This window comes from Francisella-like endosymbiont (assembly GCF_003069505.1).
GTDB lineage: Bacteria > Pseudomonadota > Gammaproteobacteria > Francisellales > Francisellaceae > Francisella.
On record NZ_QAPC01000002.1, the window covers coordinates 184,160 to 202,524 of the forward strand.

The following is an 18,365-nucleotide window of genomic DNA, read 5'->3' on the forward strand; positions in this document are numbered from 1 at the left end:
CATGCCTCCAGAAAATTTAAAAAATTTATGGCAACTAACTAATTATACTCTATTTTAGCCTTTTTTCTCTAACTTTCCAATCAGGCATATAGCTAGCCATATAGGCATAAAATTCTTTTGAATGATTTGGATGAGTCAAATGAGCTATCTCATGTAGAACCACATACTCAATTGCTCGGATATCCCGTAAAATAAGATTAAAATTAAGGTTGATAGTTTTTTTGACATAATTACATGAGCCCCACCGAGTCTTTGTTTTTTTATTGTAACCTTATTGATCTCTTGATTAGTAATCTTGAGATATTTAGCTACTAGATTATTAAGAATAATATCTGCTTGATCTTTATAAAATTCCTCTAATAGCTGTAACTTAAATTCTCTATCTGCAACAACACTTGAATTTAATAAAAACTCTATATGATCATCATGATAATTTACAATATTATGCTTTGACTCAACAAGTTTAATTGGATATTCGCATCCAAGAAAATAAATACTATCACCATCATTCAAAGTATAATTTTGGTAATCATATTTTTGGTTAATTGATAATCTTTTAGCATGTTTATCAAGCCATGCTTTTTTAGACTCAACAATTTTGAAAATTTCTTTTTGAGTTAGACTTTTCGGTGATATTACCGTTACTAAACCATCTTTATTTAAAGAAATCTTTAAGTTACTAACATCTCTATAAATAATATTAACTTTATAACTCATTATTTAGTTCTACTTATAAAATCTTTCTAACTAAAATGATAACTCTTATAAGAACCTAAAACCTTAAGAAATGTGCTTTTTTGAGAACCTCTAGTAATGCCTGCTGTACATTAAGATCATCATCACAGACCTCAAAATCGATAAAAAATAAATAGTTCCACGCCCTATTTTTTGATGGTCAAGATTCTATCTTGATCAGGTTAATATTATTTTTACCGAAAACACTTAATGTATTTACGAAAGTATTAGACTTATCTTCAACTGAAAATATTATAGTTGTTTTGTACTTGTTATCAGCTGAGCTAACTTTGATATCATCGTAACCCATTAATAAAAAGTGGGTATAATTAAATCGCTCATCTTCAAATTCATGTTGAAAAATCTTTAACCCATAAGTTTCAGCTGCTAACTCTCCAGTAATAGCTAAGTGATTTCTTTTATTTTTCTCAAAGATATACTCAGCAGCCCCTGCTGTATCAACAAACGCCTCAGGAGTAAGCTTTAATTTTTTTAGACTATTAGCACATTGTGATAATGCTTGGGGATAAGATATAACACTTTCAACTTCTGAGATCTTGACACCATCTAGTCCCATCAAGAAATGTTTTATTTTTAAAATTATCTCAGTTTTGATCTTTAGATTACTCTTAATCAACTCATCATATGCTGGTACAACAGAACTAGCATATGAGTTTTCTACTGGAATCATTACAAAATTTGATTTACGTGCGATGGCATCAGAAAAAGACCAGCACGAAACTATTTGAAAATCTTTTATATTCTGCTGATCTAATAAACTAGTTATCGCTTGCTCAGAGTAAGCACCATGCTTGCCATCAAAAGATACTTTAATCATAGTATATTTAAAATTGATTAAACTAATGAGTATAATAAATATGAAATATAAGATAAAAATAGAAATATTTATTTAGATATAATTATCATCACTAATAGCTTTTCGGATACCATCTTGCATATCAGCTGCTGGTAAACACAGATTTTTTGCGATTGTAACAACAATAAAACTAATTACTAATATTATTGCAGAGCTCCAATATAAATCTAAATCACCTCTACCGCCAAATGAGCTAAAATATGAAACTATTGTCACTAAGACAATATACACCCAAAACCATATTGACTCTCTAAAATTCCAGTGTATTTCTTCAGATCTATCTTTTCTAAAAGTCCTATATATACCGAGCATTGCTAAAGCGATAATCAACGCTATACCTGCTTTTGAGACTATTGTCCAGCCACTCCATAAAAATACTAAAGTAGCAGCAAATATCCCTAAAGTTGATAATAGATAAGCTCCTCTAAGCCTAAATGGTCTATGAAGCTCTGGTAAATGATGTCTAAGCGCCATCGTTGATGTAGGACCGGTGATATAAGTAAGAGCTATCAACGATGTTAGGAAAGTTGCCATCTCTTTCCAACCAGGAAATGGCGCAAACATAATTAATGCTATAAGAAAATTTAAGCCAATAGCATAGATAGGGTTTTTCATAATTGGACTTAATTTACTTAAAACACGTGGTAAATAACCATTATAAATCATAGCTCCAAGAGACTTTAATGCAATACTAAAATAGATTAATCCTGCCATTAAAGGGAAAATGATTGCTCCAAAATAAAGTGGGTAAATCACCCATTTAACTCCAAAGCTTTGAGCCATTATGGCAAAAGGTCCAAAACTAGATGAGCTTGCACCTGGCATAACTACACTATGCCAATTATTATTATGGATAAACTTTGACATTACTAGCAAATAAGCAAACTGTAAGAACAAAAATATTATTAGACAAATCAGTACTGCGCTCACAGTTGCTACAGGTATAGATTTTTTAGGATTTTTTGTACTTCCAGCCAACTCAACGATAGTTTTAAATCCAGTAAAAGCATAGGCAATACCACCAACAGAAACAGCTGCTAAAACACCATTAAAACCAAATGGCATTAATGAGAGCTCTTCAGTTTTTATATCCTTTAATGCTGGCAATGTAAAACAAAAAACCATAAAGACAATCGAGATAAATATCGGTATAGCGACCTTAAATAAAGTTACGATATTGTTTATTTTGGCTAACCACTTAAGCGAATAGAAATTAATCACACAAAAGCCTAAAAGGAAAAAGATTGCCAAAGGCAAGCCTACCATTGATAATGCACCATCTCTACTTGTATCAATTAATGATGGATAAAAAACAGCCAAATACTGAATAACTGCTTGAACTTCAATTGGTGCTAAAACTAGATATGATATCCATGTAATCCATGCAAACATATAGCTTGTCATCGTTCCATGCGTAATATGTGGAATTCGTGATGTAGAACCTTCAACAGGGACAATTGTGCAAACCTCAGCAAATACCAAAGCTATAAAAACCATTAAAACTGCGCCTATTATCCATGAAATGACAGAGCCTGGACCAGCCTCTTGTGATGTATACTGCGCAGCAAACATCCAACCGGAACCCATAATAGCACCAACACCCATAGCCACAAGACTAAAAGTAGAAAGACTCTTTTTTTCCATTATAACCCTTTATCTTAATAAATTAACAAATTTTAATAATGAGTTTACTGTGATTAATTCATTAAGTAAACACTTTAGATTATTATATGATCTTTCTTATTACACGATCATTTAGTGTACTCATGATATCATATTCGATTGTATTTGTTTGTTTTGCTATTGAAAATACACTATTTCGATTGAGTGGAGTATCTGATATCAGCTCGACTGTATCACCTACTTTGACATCATGCTCATTTATTCCTAAAGATACTGTCAGACCATCCATACTCATTTTACCAGCCATAGGATACATGACATTATTTATATTAACAAAACCTCTATTACCTAATTCACGAGGAAAACCATCGCCATAACCAATAGGAATCACAGCTAGCTGCTCACCCTCAAAACCTCGATAAATCAATGAGTAACCAACACCCTCTCCCTGTTGCAGTGTAATTATCTTAACCACTTCTGAAAGTAATCTTGCGATAGGTTTTATTTCTCTTATAGCTCTATCAACATAAAACTTTGGTAAAAAACCATAGCTTAAAATCCCTGGTCTTACCAGATCATAACAGATTACTTTTTGACCTAAAAAGCCATAAGAATTAGACAAGTGACAAATAATATCTTGAGATAATCCTTTGGTAAATTCAACAATATTGTCAAATCTATTTCTTTGTTTAATATTTGTTGGGTGATCTCTATTATCAGCACATGCTAAATGACTATAGACCCCTTCTAAAATTAACCAATCCGATTCATAAGCTCTCTGTATTGTTCTACAAGCATCATTATAGTCTACTCCCATACGGTTCATCCCCGTATTGAAATTAACATGAACAAAAGGCTTTTTATTGTAGTACTTAGCAAATTTTTCTAACTTCTCAATATCATTATAATCTTGGATACTAACTCGGATATTTTTATTTAAAATTCTATCAATATAGTTGTACTGGATTACTCCAAAAATCATAACTGGTTTTTCAACGACATCTAAGACCCTAAAAGCCTCTAAAACATTAGCCACAGCAAAAAAATCAACCAGATCATGACTATGTTTAATGACCAATTCTAAACCATGCCCATAAGCGTTTGCCTTAACAGGAAAACAAATCTTGACATTACCAATATAATCTTTTATTGTCTTAATATTATTTCTCAGAGTTTGTGCGTTAATCTCCAAAACATTCATGTTTTATCCCTTAAATTATGTATCTTTCTTTTTATAAAAAACTGCTATTACTAAATCAGCTTAGAAAAACTGATCACACAAACTATTAAAATATTTTACAGCTAACAAGAATATTATAAGCTTATTATTTCCAGTAAAAACTAGAATAATAATACTAGAAATTAATATTAAAAGAATCTTGCATATTTTTGATGAAATTATCAAGCTTAAGGCTGACCAAAAAATTTGCTAATCTTTTGCCACAATTGCTATCTAACCATATTTATAATAAAACTAAATACCATAATATCTACTAATGAAATTCTATCATTAAAAAAATATTCCTTAGAGCCTAAATAATCAGCAATAGCCTTTAAATCACGTTCTGCTTTTGAGTAGATTTCATTATTAGTTAAATTTGTAATCCCACTAGCTTTAAACTGACGTAGAATATTTCTTTTAGCAACAGGATATACGATACTTACCATAGCCTTTGGTAATTTAGTTGACTCAATAAACTCTTTTTTCCATGAATAATTATCATTATCAACCCAACGACTATATAGTCCAGCCCAGTATAAACTATCTTCACATAGCCTTATAAAAGCACAAGCTATAGCCTTTTGCTCAGCGCTTAGATGATGATCTAAATTAAGTTGATGTTGTTTTTCTAACATCGCAATTATAAGATTACTATCAGCAAATTTTTTTACCCATAGTTTTTATATAAGGCATTTTTCCTGTTGGCGACTTGTTAAACTCAAGACTAAAATGATTTTGATAATTTAAATCTGTAGCTTTTAAGTATAATTCAAGTTTTAAGCAAAAAGGACTATAACTATAATTTTTGCCTTTTAAATTTGATAACTGGTGTAGATGAATCATTATAATTTTCCTTACCCATCAAAATTTATAATATTATTTTCTGACTGATGCGGTGAAATATTAGTAGCTTGCTCAGATATAGTACTTTCTTTGACAATATCAACTTTTTCAAACTCTAAAACAACATCATCAAGCCTGCCATTTCTAATAACTATATAACCTCTATATCTGTCATCTGAATTTTGTGTATTATAGTCAAATGAATATACTCGATAAAAAACCAGTCTTTTATTCTCAAATTGCAAATTTATCTTACGCAAATAAACAGCATCATCGAGTAAATCCAAATTGTACTTAAGTGCTGTGCGCTCTGCTATGCTTATAGCGCACTCTTTATTTTTCATAAAGTTGCGTCATGTAAAAAACATCCTGCTAGAAAAATCAGTGTGTACAAAGCTATTGACATACTATCACCTTAAAATCTCTATTAAAAGATTTATTATATGTTAATCTATCTGTTAAAAAAGTTACTTTGAAAATTTTAAAATACTTTTATGGATCTTCGTTTGTAACACTAATTGGTGTTGCTATCGCTGTATTTATTTATCCAACTGCGTCACTAGAGACAATATACTCGATATTAATCCTAGCAATACTTGAAATATCGCTTAGTTTTGATAATGCTGTAATCAATGCAAAAATTCTCGGCCAAATGCCACAAAAATGGCAAAAGATTTTTATTTATTTAGGTCTACCTATCGCTGTCTTTGGGATGCGTCTAATATTTCCAATCTTACTAGTAAGTGTGACTAGTGGTATTAATTTTGCCAGTGTAGCTATGCTTGCTTTAGATAACCCACAACAATACCAAAAAATATTAGAGCATTCGATGCCTTATATTTGTAGCTTTGGTGGTAGTTTCTTACTCATGGTTTTCTTAAACTTCTTTCTAAGTGAAAATAAAGGACACTATTGGATACCACTTATTGAAAATAACATAATTACAAAAAAAATTCGTAATTATGATGGTGGTTACATTCTTTTTGCGATTATCATTGGAGTTATCACAATCTACTATGCTGACTCTAACTATCAAGGTAGTTTAGCTATTGCTTTTCTCTTGGGAATAATAGTTCATAACAGCATTGGTCTGCTTAACTCATTATTTGCCACCACTAAGGTTAGTACTATAGATGTCGCTCACAATGGTTTAATCGGTTTTATTTACTTAGAAATAATAGATGTTTCTTTTAGTTTTGATGGTGTTATTGGTGCATTTGCTATCACTGCGAATATCATTATTATTATGATTGGTTTAGGTATTGGGGCGATGTTTGTGCGATCTTTGACTATACTATTTGTTGAAAAGAAAACTCTAGCAAAATATATCTATCTAGGGCACGGTGCTCATTATGCTATTGGTTTTCTCGCAATGGCATTATTATTAAAAATATTTATGCATCTTCCTGAATGGTTTAATGGTTCGATTGGTATACTAGTACTGAGTGTGGCGTTTATTCATTCTATAGTGTCCCGTAAAAAATTATATAATTAAACTTGCTAACTCAGCAACATTTCTAGCAACATATTTAGATAAATTTGTCACTTTTTGTCTCTCAACATGCTCGATATAAGCAATAAACTTAGCTGCATAGCCTTTTTCATATAACTGATAATCAGTATAGCCATCACCAATTGCTATAACCTCACCATTAATCAAACCTTTAGCTTTGTCAAAAGCACTTAACTTAGAATCACAAGCTCCATTAAAGTTATCAAACGCTTTGAAACTACTGTCTCTATTCCAAATAATTTCAACAGCAAAAATATTTTGTCGAGGTATATTTAAATAGTCTGCAAATGGCTGAATAATTTCGGTTAACCCACCACTAAAAACCCATATTTCAAAGCCTTTATTTTTGAGATTTTGAACTAGTTCTTTAATACCATCTGTTAGTAAGTTAGGGCAATATTTATCACTAAACTCTTTTATACTTTGTCTAGCTGGGCTAGCAATTGCTAATCTTTTTTCTAGAGAGTCTCTAAAATTGATATCTCCTTGCATACCTACGTTAGTTATATACTCTATCTCTTTTAGTTTTGTTGGAGATTTTTGTAATATTGGCTCTAAGATTAGCTCTAAAGACTCTTTTTTAATTAACGTCGAATCAAAATCAAAAATTATATTTTTCATAAAATTACTACTTTATGTAAATTCCATGCAACGTAGGTGGAATCAAAATTGGTAAATATGCTTTATATACTAGCCTTAAATCTTTTGCATTTAAATAGACAATATAAACTAAGTATCTTATCCGTATCGATTACATTCACAAAAATCAAACCATCATCTTCGCTTTGAGCTTGTGGCTTTGCAATAAATATTGGTCCAGGAACAAAATGACCATCTCCAAAACTATAACTGATAATCTATGACATGGCACTATTTATTACTGGTGCTGGACTTAATGTCAGTTGTCTAATACGATATTAACTCAACTCTTTAAACCAGAAGATCACAACCGTAGAATTGCATTTTCAATACTATGGCTGTATGAATAAAGGTTTTGTTGATAGTTTTATCTTAGCTGGAGTTATACAGAGTTATGACACTTATACTATCGTATTTTATACAGCTGCTGCATGCTTAGCACTAACAGTGATTTTACATCTGCTAAATTTAAAAATGTCGAGGATAAAGATACATTGTTCTATAACCAATTTTCAAAGTCTAAAGCACATTATCTAGTAGCCCCTGGAATAATCTTAGTATGCTTTTTCTTCTCAATATTTCTAATTAGACATGTAGAATTTGGTAGTAACCTTGTTATATGTGTATTTATTTCAGTATTTATATATTTAGCTTTTATCGCCTTAAAACAAGAACCGGAGTATAGAGAACACATAATTGCCTTTATGCTATCTATTGAAGTCGGCATGTATGATTTTTGCATTTGTTCAAGATATGTAAAGCTCAGCATTAGAAAATTTTGTTAAGTTTAATACTAACAAGTCTTTATTTAGTATAACTATGCAGCCACAGCAAATGTCAATACTTTTGAAAGTTTAGGAGTAATTATTTTTGGTTTCTTGTTAATAATATTGTCAAAGCGAAGACAAAAAATGCTACTACACTTTCTCCAGATAGCTTAATCACTAGAGGTATTGGTTTCTATATAGTAGCTTTTATGATGATACCTATAGGAATCTTATTAGCTAATAAAAATACTGGTACTGTTAATGTTATCTTTCCGATACTATTACTGTTAATTGCAGCAGCAGGTAAAATCCATGTAAATGCTACTAGCTATGCTTTAGTTGGTGATTTAATTAAACCTGTTCATCAGGGAATTTTTACTGGCTATATGTTTGTAAATGTTGCTATTGGTATTGTAATCTCAGGTCCTGTTTCTAATTATGCCATTGATAATAAACTAAAAGCTGAGGATATTACTGCTTTAGGCATAAATCAAATGTACTCAAACATCTTTGTTTGCCTAACAATTATTACTACTATTCTAACCATCATTTTCTTCTTGATTTCAAAAAAAATTAATAAAGTATTTAATAATATCAAAGAATACTAATAATTTACTTTTTTTCTATCAAAAAATTGCTTATTATTACACATCTTAACCAACTTATATAGAACCTAAAGATGCAAAAATTTTCAAAAAAACCTTTGGTTTCTATAAAGAACCTATCTAAACAGTTTGATCATGGTCACTTAGCAGTTGACTCTGTAAACCTTGATGTCTATCCAAAAGAATTTTTTTCTTTACTAGGCGGATCTGGAAGTGGTAAAAGTACATTACTTAGAATGCTAGCAGGATTTGAAAGACCAACTGATGGTAAGATAATTATCGATGGTGTAGATATGTCAAATACTCCACCATACAAAAGACCTGTAAACATGATGTTTCAGTCTTATGCATTATTTCCGCATATGAATGTAAAACAGAATATCATGTTTGGTTTAAAGCAAGAGAAGTCTCTTAAAAAAGAAGAAATTGAAAAAGATACAGATGCCGCTTTAAAAATTATTAAAATGGATCATCTTGCTAAAAGAAAACCTTATCAACTATCTGGTGGTCAGCGTCAGCGTGTAGCTTTGGCAAGATGCTTAGCAAAAAGACCTAAACTAATCCTATTGGATGAACCATTATCTGCATTAGACAAAAATCTCCGCGACCAAATGCAGTTTGAGCTTGTTGATATCCAAGAGCAAACTGGCAGTACATTTATAATGGTAACTCATGATCAAGAAGAAGCTATGACAATGTCTACAAGAATTGGTATTATGACAGATGGTTGGTTAGAGCAAGTAAGTACTCCTTCAGAAATTTATGAGTTCCCTAAGAGTAGGTTTGTTGCTAACTTTATTGGTAAAAGTACAATTTTTGAAGGTCGTGTCGAAGAAGTTAGTAGAACTCGTAGTGTGATAACTTCTGAACAGGCAGGCACAAATTTTGTCCTAAGAAGAAATATCGAAGCCATTGAAGATCAAGAGATATGGATAGGTTTACGCCCTGAAAAAATAGTTATTAGCAAAGAAAAACCAGAAGGATATAATCCTAACTGTCCTGTAAACTGTATTAAAGGAATTGTTGAGGATATTGCTTATATGGGTGGATTATCTACTTATCATGTAAGGACGCAGAATGGTAGTATAGTCAAATCAACTGACTTTAATATTGAGAGAAATGCTGACCATCCTTCTTGGGATGATGAAGTATATCTTACTTGGGAGTCACAAAATATTATGGTGCTTTACTCGTAATGCAAAACTTAGAAAAAAGCTTTAGACATACTTTAGTTTATCTAATTCCTTTTATATGGTTTGTTGTTTTTCTACTTATACCATTTTTATTTATCGTAGGTATTAGTTTTACTTTGCCTGCTGATGGTACTCCTCCGGTTACCTCATTAATGACTTATAAACAAGCAACGCTACACTTTACATTATATTTAAGTAATTATATTGAGCTGATTCATTATAATTTAATATTCATTTCACTACTTAAATCTTTTAAAGTTGCTTTTATAACTACAGTATTGTGTATTTTAATCGGTTATCCGGTGGCATTAGCTTTATCAAAAGCCAAAAAAAACACGCAAATTTTCTTTTTAGTTCTGATTATTATTCCATATTGGACTTCTTTCCTGCTTAGAACTTATGCTTGGGTAACATTACTAGGTAACCACACTCTAAATCAATTTCTAATGGATTTAGGTTTGCCAAGCATGGCTTTACTATATAATGATTTTTCGATGTATCTAGGTATGGTTTATTGCTACTTACCATTTTTAGTATTACCACTATATAGTATTCTAATTAAAATTGATCCTAGTATCTACGATGCAGCTGAAGATTTAGGCTCTAAGCCTATTAATTCTTTCTTTAAGATAACATTACCATTATCAATGCCTGGGCTAATTGCTGGCAGCTTACTAATATTTATCCCTGGTATTGGGGAAGTAGTTGTGCCACAAATTATGGGTGGTATGGATTCGTTAATGATTGGTAATGTTATTTGGGAAGAGTTTTTTACTTCTAATAACTGGGGTATGGCTGCTGCGATATCTATAGTATTAATAGTTGTACTAGTTTTACCTATCCTATGGATGCAAAACATTCAAGCAAAGAGAACTTTTGTCTAGGAGGATATAAGCGATGAAGAGATTTTTATTTAATAAGATAATGCTTATATTAGGTTTGATATTTTTATATATTCCGCTAATAATTTTGGTGGTTTTCTCGTTTAGTAATTCTGAAATTATTAACTTATGGGGTGGTTTTACTTTTGACTGGTATCATGAGGTTATTCATGATGAAGACATTATTAATGCTACTTTTACTAGCCTTAAAATAGCTACAATCACCTCTGCAATAGCGACAATACTAGGTACAATAGTTGCTTATGCCATGACTAGATTTAAATTTTTTAAATCTAGAAATTTTTTATATGGTCTTGTAGCTACACCTCTTGTATTGCCTGACATTATTCTAGGGGTTGCTTTACTATTAATGTTTTCAACCTTACAACATTTAATCGGCTGGCCACATGAGCGTGGTACAACTACTGTTGTGATAGCTCATGTAACTATGTGTACTGCTTACGTAACGATAGTAATGCAATCACGCATAACTAGTGTAGATATATCTCTAGAAGAAGCTGCTCTAGATTTAGGAGCTGGTCCTATAGAGACATTCTTTAAAATAACTCTACCACAACTAATACCAGCACTAATTACTTCTGCGTTACTTACATTTACATTATCTATTGATGATTTAGTCGTCACAGAATTTGTAGCTGGTAGTGATAATCCTACTTTACCAATGTATATTTACTCAACTGTAAAAAATGGTCCTACACCTGAGATAAATGCCTTAGCCACAATCATGATTGGAATTATCACCGTTGGTGTCCTACTAGGTATGTTTATTTCTACTAAATTCCAAAAAAACAGTTAAGACTATAAATTTAAATACTTGTAAAAACTATTTTTGTCAAAATTAATCTGCATGTAAACATTAGACTGCATCATTTATTTCATTATCAGTTGTCTATAAATTAAACAAACTAGTCAATAAAATTATTAAGACAGTTGATTTAATGGTGTAAGAGCATGAAGTACTTCGATAAGCTCACTAACCACTTGTCGAAATCCACTCTAAGAACTAGGCAAATAAAGATTCCTACAAGCCCATCCAACCTATTTGTTCATAAAGCTTTTATTGATTAAATCAACAGTATATTTTATTTAAAAGTATGTATAATTTGAATGTAAATCTTCGCACATTTAACTATCATTAAGTCATTTATAGCTTTAGAAGATTATAGGCGATTTATTAAGAAAAATATTATAAAAACTAATTTATTATTCTTCGATTGAAACAAACTTACGGTTTAGAGCACCACCCGTATGAAACTTAACTGTACCATCTTTAAGTGCAAATAATGTATGGTCTTTACCACAACCAACATTTAAACCAGGATGAGTTTTAGTACCTCTCTGACGTATGATGATTGTACCTGCCTTAACAAACTCACCACCATATCTTTTAACACCTAAATACTTAGGATTTGAATCTCTTCCGTTTCTAATACTACCACCAGCTTTCTTGTGAGCCATTGTATACTCCTTAAATTATTCTTTAAAAAATTATAAACTAATAGATGAAACTTTAACCGCTGTAAAATACTGACGATGGCCTTGCTGCTTCATGCTGTGCTTACGACGACGGAACTTCATAATTTTAACTTTCTTATGACGACCTTGCTCAACAACTGCACCAACAACTTTAGCACCAGTAACAGTTGGAGCGCCAATTTTAACCTCTCCTGCTACAGTTTGTCCCATTAAAACTGTATTAAATTCAACTTTCTCACCAATACCAAGGTCAAACTTCTCAAGCTTAACTACTTCACCTTCTTTTACCTTGTATTGCTTACCACCATTTTTAATTATCGCGTACATTTATTAAACTCCATTTATTAGATTTAAATCCTCAGAACTGCCTAAATTAATAAACTTCTGACTTTTTGTTATTATCACCAATGACCTAGCTATAAAACTAGACAACGTATTATAACAAAAATAATTAAAATCTCAAACATTAGTCTTAAGATTAGACTTATATTTGGACAAAAGTGCTACTAGTAACTAATATAAAATCAACGATGAAATATTATTTAAAATAAAATACAATTACTTTACTACAATAATGTAACTAAAGGCCATTTTCTGATGAAAATTCTAATCGTGCCAGACTCTTTTAAGGAATCTCTATCGGCTATAGAAGTATACAACTCTATAGAAAATGGTTTTAAAAAAGTATTTCTTAAAGCTAAATATATCAAAATTCCTGTTGCTGATGGAGAAAAGGATCTTTAGAAGTTATTGCTAAAAATTTACTTCTAACAAAGAGAATTGTTACACAAATAAATGTCCCATTAGACAATATTATTCAAGCTAGATACTTGATTAATAGTGATACATCAATTATAGAATTAGCCCAAAGCTGTGGCTCAAACTTATATCCTCGTCAACTAAGAGATCCTCTAAGTGCAAATACTTATGGCTTCGGGCAAATTATAATTGATACTTTAAATCGTGATATATAAAAGTTTGTTTTAACTCTTGGAGGTAGTGGCACTAATGATGTAGGCATTGGCTTACTTTAAGCTTTAGGAGTGAAATTTTTAGATAATAAGTTAAACCATATCAATAACTGTTTATCTTAAAAATATAAGTCAAATAGCCACTATTGATTTAAGTTCACTTAATAGCGCTTTAAACACGCTAGTTTTAAAGTTGCTTGTAATGTTAATAATTCACTCTATGGTATAAATGGTGCGATTCTTACTTTTGGTAAACAAAAAGGAGTAGCTGATAAACAGCTAAAAGATATAGATGATAAAATACGCAGTGTTGCTAAACTTAGCCAAAAAATTACAAATAAAAACTTAGATAATTTATTAAGTACTGGAGCTGCTGGAGGTGTTGGTTTTGCTCTTGCAACATTTATAAATTCTCAATCAGTCTCCGGCGCTGAATTAATCCTAGACACAATCAATTTTGATAACTATCTCAAAAATTGCAAAATGAATTGTTGGTGAAGGCAAAATAGATCAACAAAGTTTATATGGAAAAATTCCTATTACTGTAGCTAAAAGAGCAAAAAGTACAATGTGAAAAAAGTAATTGCCATGTAGGTAGTTATGAACTTGATGAGAATGATATAAATACTTCAGTTATAGATGCTATGTTCTCATGTATACCATTCTATACAGGTTTAGAATCTATTCTTGAAAATGCTTCAACAAATATCGAGTAAACTGCTACAAACATTGTTAAGCTTTTAATCTGAGTAACACCAACAATCAACTAAATAATCATTTACTAGTCCTACTGCTTGCATATAAGCATAGATGATAATTGGGCCAACAAAGCTCATTCCTCTTTTTTTAAGGTCTTTAGAGACTTTCTCACTAATATCTGTAGAAACAGGAACTTCCTGATGAAATTTCCATGTGTTTATTATAGGCTTATGGTTTACAAAACCCCATAAATAATTACTAAAGTTACCAAACTCTTTTTTGAATTTCTAAGAGTACTTAAGCATTATTTCTAGTTGAATAAATTTTTTTATTAAGGGTTATATGCTGTGATTAATTAGTAGAGTTTCAAGCTCTGAGTCCTACCTAACTAGCTACTTTAATTATATCATAAAAAGCATCGTGATAATAAACTTGTCTTTTTTGTTTAGAATAGTTTCCCAATTTTAACCAGCTTGAGCTCCTTCTAATATTAGAAGGAGCTCAAAAAGCTCTCTATAATCATACTTTGGAATATCCCATTCATTATCATGGTAATTAGCATAAAGCTCTTGATTTGGCTTGTTTCCAAAACAACGATTTCTATAATCCATAAATAGCTTTAAAAACAAGATTTATTTAGATACTTTAAATAAAAATATTACATAAAATGGTGAATTTGTATCAATTCTCAGTAGTTAGTAGATATAATCAAAAAATAATATTTACTCAACCTTACCATGACACTGTTTATACTTCTCCCCAGAACCACAAGGACAAGGATCGTTTCTTCTAACTTTTGGAGCTTTCCTTCTAACTTGCTGGACTTTTGGAGCTTCTTCTTGCTTTCCTTCATCATTTATTTGATTGTTATCAATGACACTTTCATGCTCAGCTTTAATATCACTCATAGACTCTTGCCATTCTTGTTGAGCTCTTTGCGTTTCTTCTTCTGTAGCAATCCTAATCTTAGTAAGTGAAGATATAACTTCATATTTAAAATTATCCAGCATAGTTGAGAAAAGTCCAAATGCTTCTTTCTTATATTCATTTTTAGGATCTTTCTGGGCATAACCGCGTAAGTTAATACTATTACGTAGATGATCGATAGAGTTTAGATGCTCACGCCAATGACTATCAAGAGATTGTAATAATGAGAATTTCTCAAATTGTCTCACAGCACCTGAATCTAAATTTTTAGTTTTTTTTGTAAACTCGATTTCTGTTGCTCCTCGAACAAGCTTTTTAAGCTCTTCCTCTCCTAGTCTATCATCTTCTTCATAAAGCTTTTGTAGATCAACATCAATCATAAAATCAGATTTAAGAGCTTTTTCTAAACCTTCGAGATCCCATAACTCATACATAGAACCAGCTGGTACATAATCGTGGAACAACTGTTCCGCGACATCAATACGGATATCAGCTAAAATATCACTTACATCATCAGCATCTAAGAATGCTTGTCTTTGCTCATAGATAACTTTACGCTGTGTATTAACAACATTATCGTATTCTAATAAATTCTTACGAATATAAAAATAATAACTTTCAACCTTACTTTGCGCTTTAGATATTACTTTTGACATAAAACCAAAAGCAAGAGACTCACCGCCTTTTAAACCTTTCTTAACTTTCTCAGCCATGCTTTGAGAAGCAAAAATTCGTAACAGATTATCATCCATAGATAGATAGAATTTACTCTCACCTGGATCACCCTGACGCGCAGCGCGACCTCTTAACTGGTTATCAATTCTGCGTGAGTCATGTCTTTCTGAACCTATGATACACAAGCCTCCAGCTTTCTTAACAGCCTCATTACGCTTTGCCCATTCTGCTTTTATTTGAGCGATATCTTCTTGTGTAGGATCTTCTAGCTGAGCAATTTCAACTTCTAAATTACCACCAAGAATAATATCTGTACCACGCCCTGCCATATTTGTTGCAATCGTAACAGCTCCTGGATAGCCTGCCATAGCAATAATAGCAGCTTCTTTCTCATGCTGCTTAGCATTTAAGACATTATGCTTAATTTTCTTTTTCTTCAACAGCATTGATAATACTTCAGATGCTTCGATCGACGCCGTACCAACTAATACCGGCTGACTTTTTGAAATTCTCTCTTTAATATCAACAACAATAGCATCAAATTTTTCTCTAACACTACCATATATCTCATCATGATGATCTTTTCTAATCATTGGTTTGTTAGTTGGAATAATGATTACCTCTAACCCATAGATAGAATGAAGCTCAAACGCCTCAGTATCAGCAGTACCAGTCATACCAGCAATTTTGTTATATAATTTAAAGAAATTTTGGAAAGTAATAGATGCCATTGTTTGATTCTCAGCATTGATTTTGACACCTTCTTTAGCCTCTATTGACTGATGTAAACCGTCTGACCATCTGCGTCCAGGCATTGCCCTACCAGTACTTTCATCAATAATTACAACCTCTTGATCACGCACGATATAATCAACATTAAGCTGATACAATGAGTGTGCTCTTAGGCATGCGTTTAAGTAATGCATTTTTGTAATATTATGAGGACTATAAAGGTTATCATCCTCTTCAAGAATGCCTTCTTTTTTGAGCATATTTTCGATTTTTGTATAACCTTTTTCAGTTAAATAAGCATTTTTTGATTTCTCATCTACATAAAAATCTTTTTGCTCTTGCTCATTTTCAACTTCTTCTTTTTCTTGCTTCTCTAAGTAAGGAACTAATCTATTGAAAAGATTATACATCTCAGAACTATCATCTGATGCGCCTGATATGATAAGTGGTGTTCTCGCCTCATCAATCAAAATCGAATCAACTTCATCTATAATTACATAGTTACGACTTCTTTGGACTTGCTGCTCTTTGTTATAAGCCATATTATCTCTTAGATAATCAAAACCAAACTCATTGTTTGTACCATAGGTAATATCACAAGCATACGCCTGCTTGCGTTGCTCATGATTTAAATCAGCAACTATGACACCGACAGACATACCTAAAAACTTATAAATATCACTCATCAGCTCAGCATCACGTTTTGCTAGATAATCGTTGACAGTAATTACATGTACACCATTACTAGTCAAAGCATTTAAATAAGCTGGTAATGTAGCAACTAGAGTTTTACCCTCACCTGTTCTCATCTCAGCAACCTTACCTTGATGAAGAACTATACCTCCTATCAGCTGAACATCATAGTGACGCATATTTTTGGTACGTCTTGCAGCTTCTCTAACGGTTGCAAAAACTTCTGGCAAAAGGTTATCTAATATTTCACCATTTGCAATTCTTTCACGATATTCAAGAGTTTTTGCTTTTAATTGCTCATCACTAAGTTTCTCAAACCCAGGTTCTAAAGAATTGATTTTTTGAACTGTTTTAAAAACTTTTTTTATAAATCTTTCGTTACGACTACCTATTATTTTCTGTACTAAACCTAACATCCCTAATTAACCGACTCTTTTATATAATTTATATAAATATAATACTCTGATGATACATTATATAGAGTTTATAAGAAATTTAAATTAAGATAGAGGTATTAATTATAAGAATTATAATCTAACTCATCAAAATGAGATATTTCTACTTAAACTTACTAACTACGACAATACTTGGTCTAGTAATATCTAGCTGCTCTAATAGCGTACAAAAAAATACACAAAACAATGTTATACCAACATGGTTTAGTTCAAATCAGTCAAACACAGATGATTTTTTGTAAGACTTTGATGCAGCGAAAACCCTCAAACAAGCAACTCAAAATGCTTTTGCTGATATGGTTCAAAGGCTTCAAGTTACAATATCGACAACAACTAATTTTACAAATATTACTAATAATACAAAAGTTACTCTACAGATTTGCTATAGCTCAGCAAGTTAATAAAAACATACAACTAATAAGAACATTAGTAATTTTGGCCCCTAATAGCAATATTAATAGCTAAATTGACGCACTAAGCCAAATTGATAATCAGCCTTGAATCTCAAAAGAAGTTTACAAATATATGTTGATAAACAAAATAGTGGCTTTTTTATAATTCACTTGAAAAATTTTTGCAAGTAATAAAAAAGATTTAGCTAATATAGATATAATGCTAAAACTTAGCGATTATGATAATCAATTTAATGATGATGAGTATTATCTTGAAACAAAAGTTGAGCTTCAACTCAGCTAATAAATTAGCACTCAAAGAATATATTATCAAAGCATCCTCAAAGCAAGGGAGAGTAGTTACTATAGACAAAGCTGTGGAAATATTCTATTCTCAACTTAATAATGCAGAAAGTATATATTAAA

The 18,365-nt window shown here is 31.3% G+C and carries 14 protein-coding genes and 6 pseudogenes; 9 read left to right on the top strand and 11 right to left on the bottom strand.

Going from position 1 to position 18,365, the window contains the following annotated elements; all coding sequences use genetic code 11:
• Positions 1–49: 49 nt before the first annotated feature.
• The 6 genes and pseudogenes from C9379_RS05160 to C9379_RS05185 all read right to left on the bottom strand — a co-directional run bounded on the left by C9379_RS05160 (position 50) and on the right by C9379_RS05185 (position 5,706).
• Positions 50–717: pseudogene (locus C9379_RS05160) on the bottom strand (M48 family metallopeptidase).
• A gap of 26 nt (positions 718–743) precedes the next feature.
• Positions 744–1,573: pseudogene (locus C9379_RS05165) on the bottom strand (prephenate dehydratase).
• 72 nt (positions 1,574–1,645) lie between these two features.
• Entirely contained in the window at positions 1,646–3,256 is a 1,611-nt protein-coding gene (locus C9379_RS05170) for an APC family permease (RefSeq protein WP_143384602.1), read from the bottom strand.
• 82 nt (positions 3,257–3,338) lie between these two features.
• Positions 3,339–4,436: an alanine racemase gene (alr, locus tag C9379_RS05175; protein ID WP_143384601.1), complete on the bottom strand. Its 1,098-nt coding sequence runs from the start codon at positions 4,434–4,436 to the stop codon at positions 3,339–3,341.
• Positions 4,437–4,590: 154 nt separating this feature from the next.
• Positions 4,591–5,300 (bottom strand): annotated as a pseudogene (locus C9379_RS05180) (glutathione S-transferase family protein).
• Positions 5,301–5,311: 11 nt separating this feature from the next.
• Positions 5,312–5,706, bottom strand: a pseudogene (locus C9379_RS05185) (DUF3301 domain-containing protein).
• Between the two features lie 66 nt (positions 5,707–5,772).
• On the opposite strand from C9379_RS05185, the gene C9379_RS05190 reads away from it, so the two are divergent.
• On the top strand, positions 5,773–6,795 hold the full coding sequence (locus C9379_RS05190) for a DUF475 domain-containing protein (protein WP_143384600.1): 1,023 nt from the start codon (positions 5,773–5,775) through the stop codon (positions 6,793–6,795).
• Here C9379_RS05190 and C9379_RS05195 read toward each other — a convergent pair.
• The gene (locus tag C9379_RS05195) at positions 6,784–7,434 is read right to left on the bottom strand and encodes an HAD-IB family phosphatase (RefSeq protein ID WP_143384599.1); all 651 of its coding nucleotides are present in this window, start codon (positions 7,432–7,434) and stop codon (positions 6,784–6,786) included. The two genes, C9379_RS05190 and C9379_RS05195, sit on opposite strands and share 12 nt — an antisense overlap.
• Positions 7,435–7,662: 228 nt before the next feature.
• Here C9379_RS05195 and C9379_RS05200 point away from each other — a divergent pair.
• The 4 genes and pseudogenes from C9379_RS05200 to C9379_RS05215 form a co-directional block, all read left to right on the top strand.
• Positions 7,663–8,827: pseudogene (locus tag C9379_RS05200) on the top strand (MFS transporter); the annotation flags it as partial.
• Positions 8,828–8,898: 71 nt separating this feature from the next.
• Positions 8,899–10,020 carry an ABC transporter ATP-binding protein gene (locus C9379_RS05205; RefSeq protein WP_343377539.1) on the top strand — a complete coding sequence of 374 codons (1,122 nt, stop codon included), beginning with the start codon at positions 8,899–8,901 and terminating at the stop codon, positions 10,018–10,020.
• Complete coding sequence (locus C9379_RS05210; RefSeq protein WP_318263234.1) at positions 10,020–10,901, top strand: ABC transporter permease; 882 nt, start codon at positions 10,020–10,022, stop codon at positions 10,899–10,901. Before C9379_RS05205 ends, C9379_RS05210 begins: the two co-directional genes overlap by 1 nt.
• A gap of 13 nt (positions 10,902–10,914) precedes the next feature.
• On the top strand, positions 10,915–11,715 hold the full coding sequence (locus tag C9379_RS05215; protein ID WP_143384596.1) for an ABC transporter permease: 801 nt from the start codon (positions 10,915–10,917) through the stop codon (positions 11,713–11,715).
• 407 nt (positions 11,716–12,122) lie between these two features.
• On the opposite strand, the gene rpmA is transcribed toward C9379_RS05215, so the two are convergent.
• Both rpmA and rplU read right to left on the bottom strand, forming a co-directional pair.
• Positions 12,123–12,377 (bottom strand): 50S ribosomal protein L27, encoded by a 255-nt coding sequence (gene rpmA, locus C9379_RS05220; RefSeq protein ID WP_070083881.1) that lies wholly within the window; start codon positions 12,375–12,377, stop codon positions 12,123–12,125.
• Positions 12,378–12,407: 30 nt separating this feature from the next.
• Positions 12,408–12,722, bottom strand: a complete 315-nt coding sequence (rplU, locus tag C9379_RS05225; RefSeq protein ID WP_143384595.1) for a 50S ribosomal protein L21 — start codon at positions 12,720–12,722, stop codon at positions 12,408–12,410.
• A gap of 270 nt (positions 12,723–12,992) precedes the next feature.
• Between rplU and C9379_RS05230 the strand changes: the two genes are divergently transcribed.
• From C9379_RS05230 to C9379_RS05245, 4 genes are all read left to right on the top strand, one after another.
• The gene (locus C9379_RS05230; RefSeq protein WP_318263233.1) at positions 12,993–13,139 is read left to right on the top strand and encodes a glycerate kinase; all 147 of its coding nucleotides are present in this window, start codon (positions 12,993–12,995) and stop codon (positions 13,137–13,139) included.
• 47 nt (positions 13,140–13,186) lie between these two features.
• Positions 13,187–13,369 carry a glycerate kinase gene (locus tag C9379_RS05235; protein WP_343377546.1) on the top strand — a complete coding sequence of 61 codons (183 nt, stop codon included), beginning with the start codon at positions 13,187–13,189 and terminating at the stop codon, positions 13,367–13,369.
• A gap of 222 nt (positions 13,370–13,591) precedes the next feature.
• Positions 13,592–13,864, top strand: a complete 273-nt coding sequence (locus C9379_RS05240; protein WP_318263279.1) for a glycerate kinase — start codon at positions 13,592–13,594, stop codon at positions 13,862–13,864.
• A gap of 7 nt (positions 13,865–13,871) precedes the next feature.
• Positions 13,872–13,940, top strand: a complete 69-nt coding sequence (locus tag C9379_RS05245; RefSeq protein ID WP_343377547.1) for a hypothetical protein — start codon at positions 13,872–13,874, stop codon at positions 13,938–13,940.
• A 166-nt stretch (positions 13,941–14,106) separates the two neighbouring features.
• Here C9379_RS05245 and C9379_RS05250 read toward each other — a convergent pair.
• A pseudogene (locus C9379_RS05250) lies at positions 14,107–14,676 on the bottom strand (DNA-3-methyladenine glycosylase I).
• Positions 14,677–14,787: 111 nt separating this feature from the next.
• On the bottom strand, positions 14,788–17,508 hold the full coding sequence (gene secA / locus C9379_RS05255) for a preprotein translocase subunit SecA (protein WP_143384594.1): 2,721 nt from the start codon (positions 17,506–17,508) through the stop codon (positions 14,788–14,790).
• Positions 17,509–18,365 lie beyond the last annotated feature (857 nt).

Bases quoted from the DNA above. Each gene is read 5' to 3' on its own strand.
- C9379_RS05170 (WP_143384602.1), bottom strand. From the start codon at position 3,256: ATGGAAAAAAAGAGTCTTTCTACTTTTAGTCTTGTGGCTATGGGTGTT.
- alr (WP_143384601.1), bottom strand. From the start codon at position 4,436: ATGAATGTTTTGGAGATTAACGCACAAACTCTGAGAAATAATATTAAG.
- C9379_RS05195 (WP_143384599.1), bottom strand. From the start codon at position 7,434: ATGAAAAATATAATTTTTGATTTTGATTCGACGTTAATTAAAAAAGAG.
- C9379_RS05205 (WP_343377539.1), top strand. From the start codon at position 8,899: ATGCAAAAATTTTCAAAAAAACCTTTGGTTTCTATAAAGAACCTATCT.
- C9379_RS05210 (WP_318263234.1), top strand. From the start codon at position 10,020: ATGCAAAACTTAGAAAAAAGCTTTAGACATACTTTAGTTTATCTAATT.
- C9379_RS05215 (WP_143384596.1), top strand. From the start codon at position 10,915: ATGAAGAGATTTTTATTTAATAAGATAATGCTTATATTAGGTTTGATA.
- rpmA (WP_070083881.1), bottom strand. From the start codon at position 12,377: ATGGCTCACAAGAAAGCTGGTGGTAGTATTAGAAACGGAAGAGATTCA.
- rplU (WP_143384595.1), bottom strand. From the start codon at position 12,722: ATGTACGCGATAATTAAAAATGGTGGTAAGCAATACAAGGTAAAAGAA.
- C9379_RS05230 (WP_318263233.1), top strand. From the start codon at position 12,993: ATGAAAATTCTAATCGTGCCAGACTCTTTTAAGGAATCTCTATCGGCT.
- secA (WP_143384594.1), bottom strand. From the start codon at position 17,508: ATGTTAGGTTTAGTACAGAAAATAATAGGTAGTCGTAACGAAAGATTT.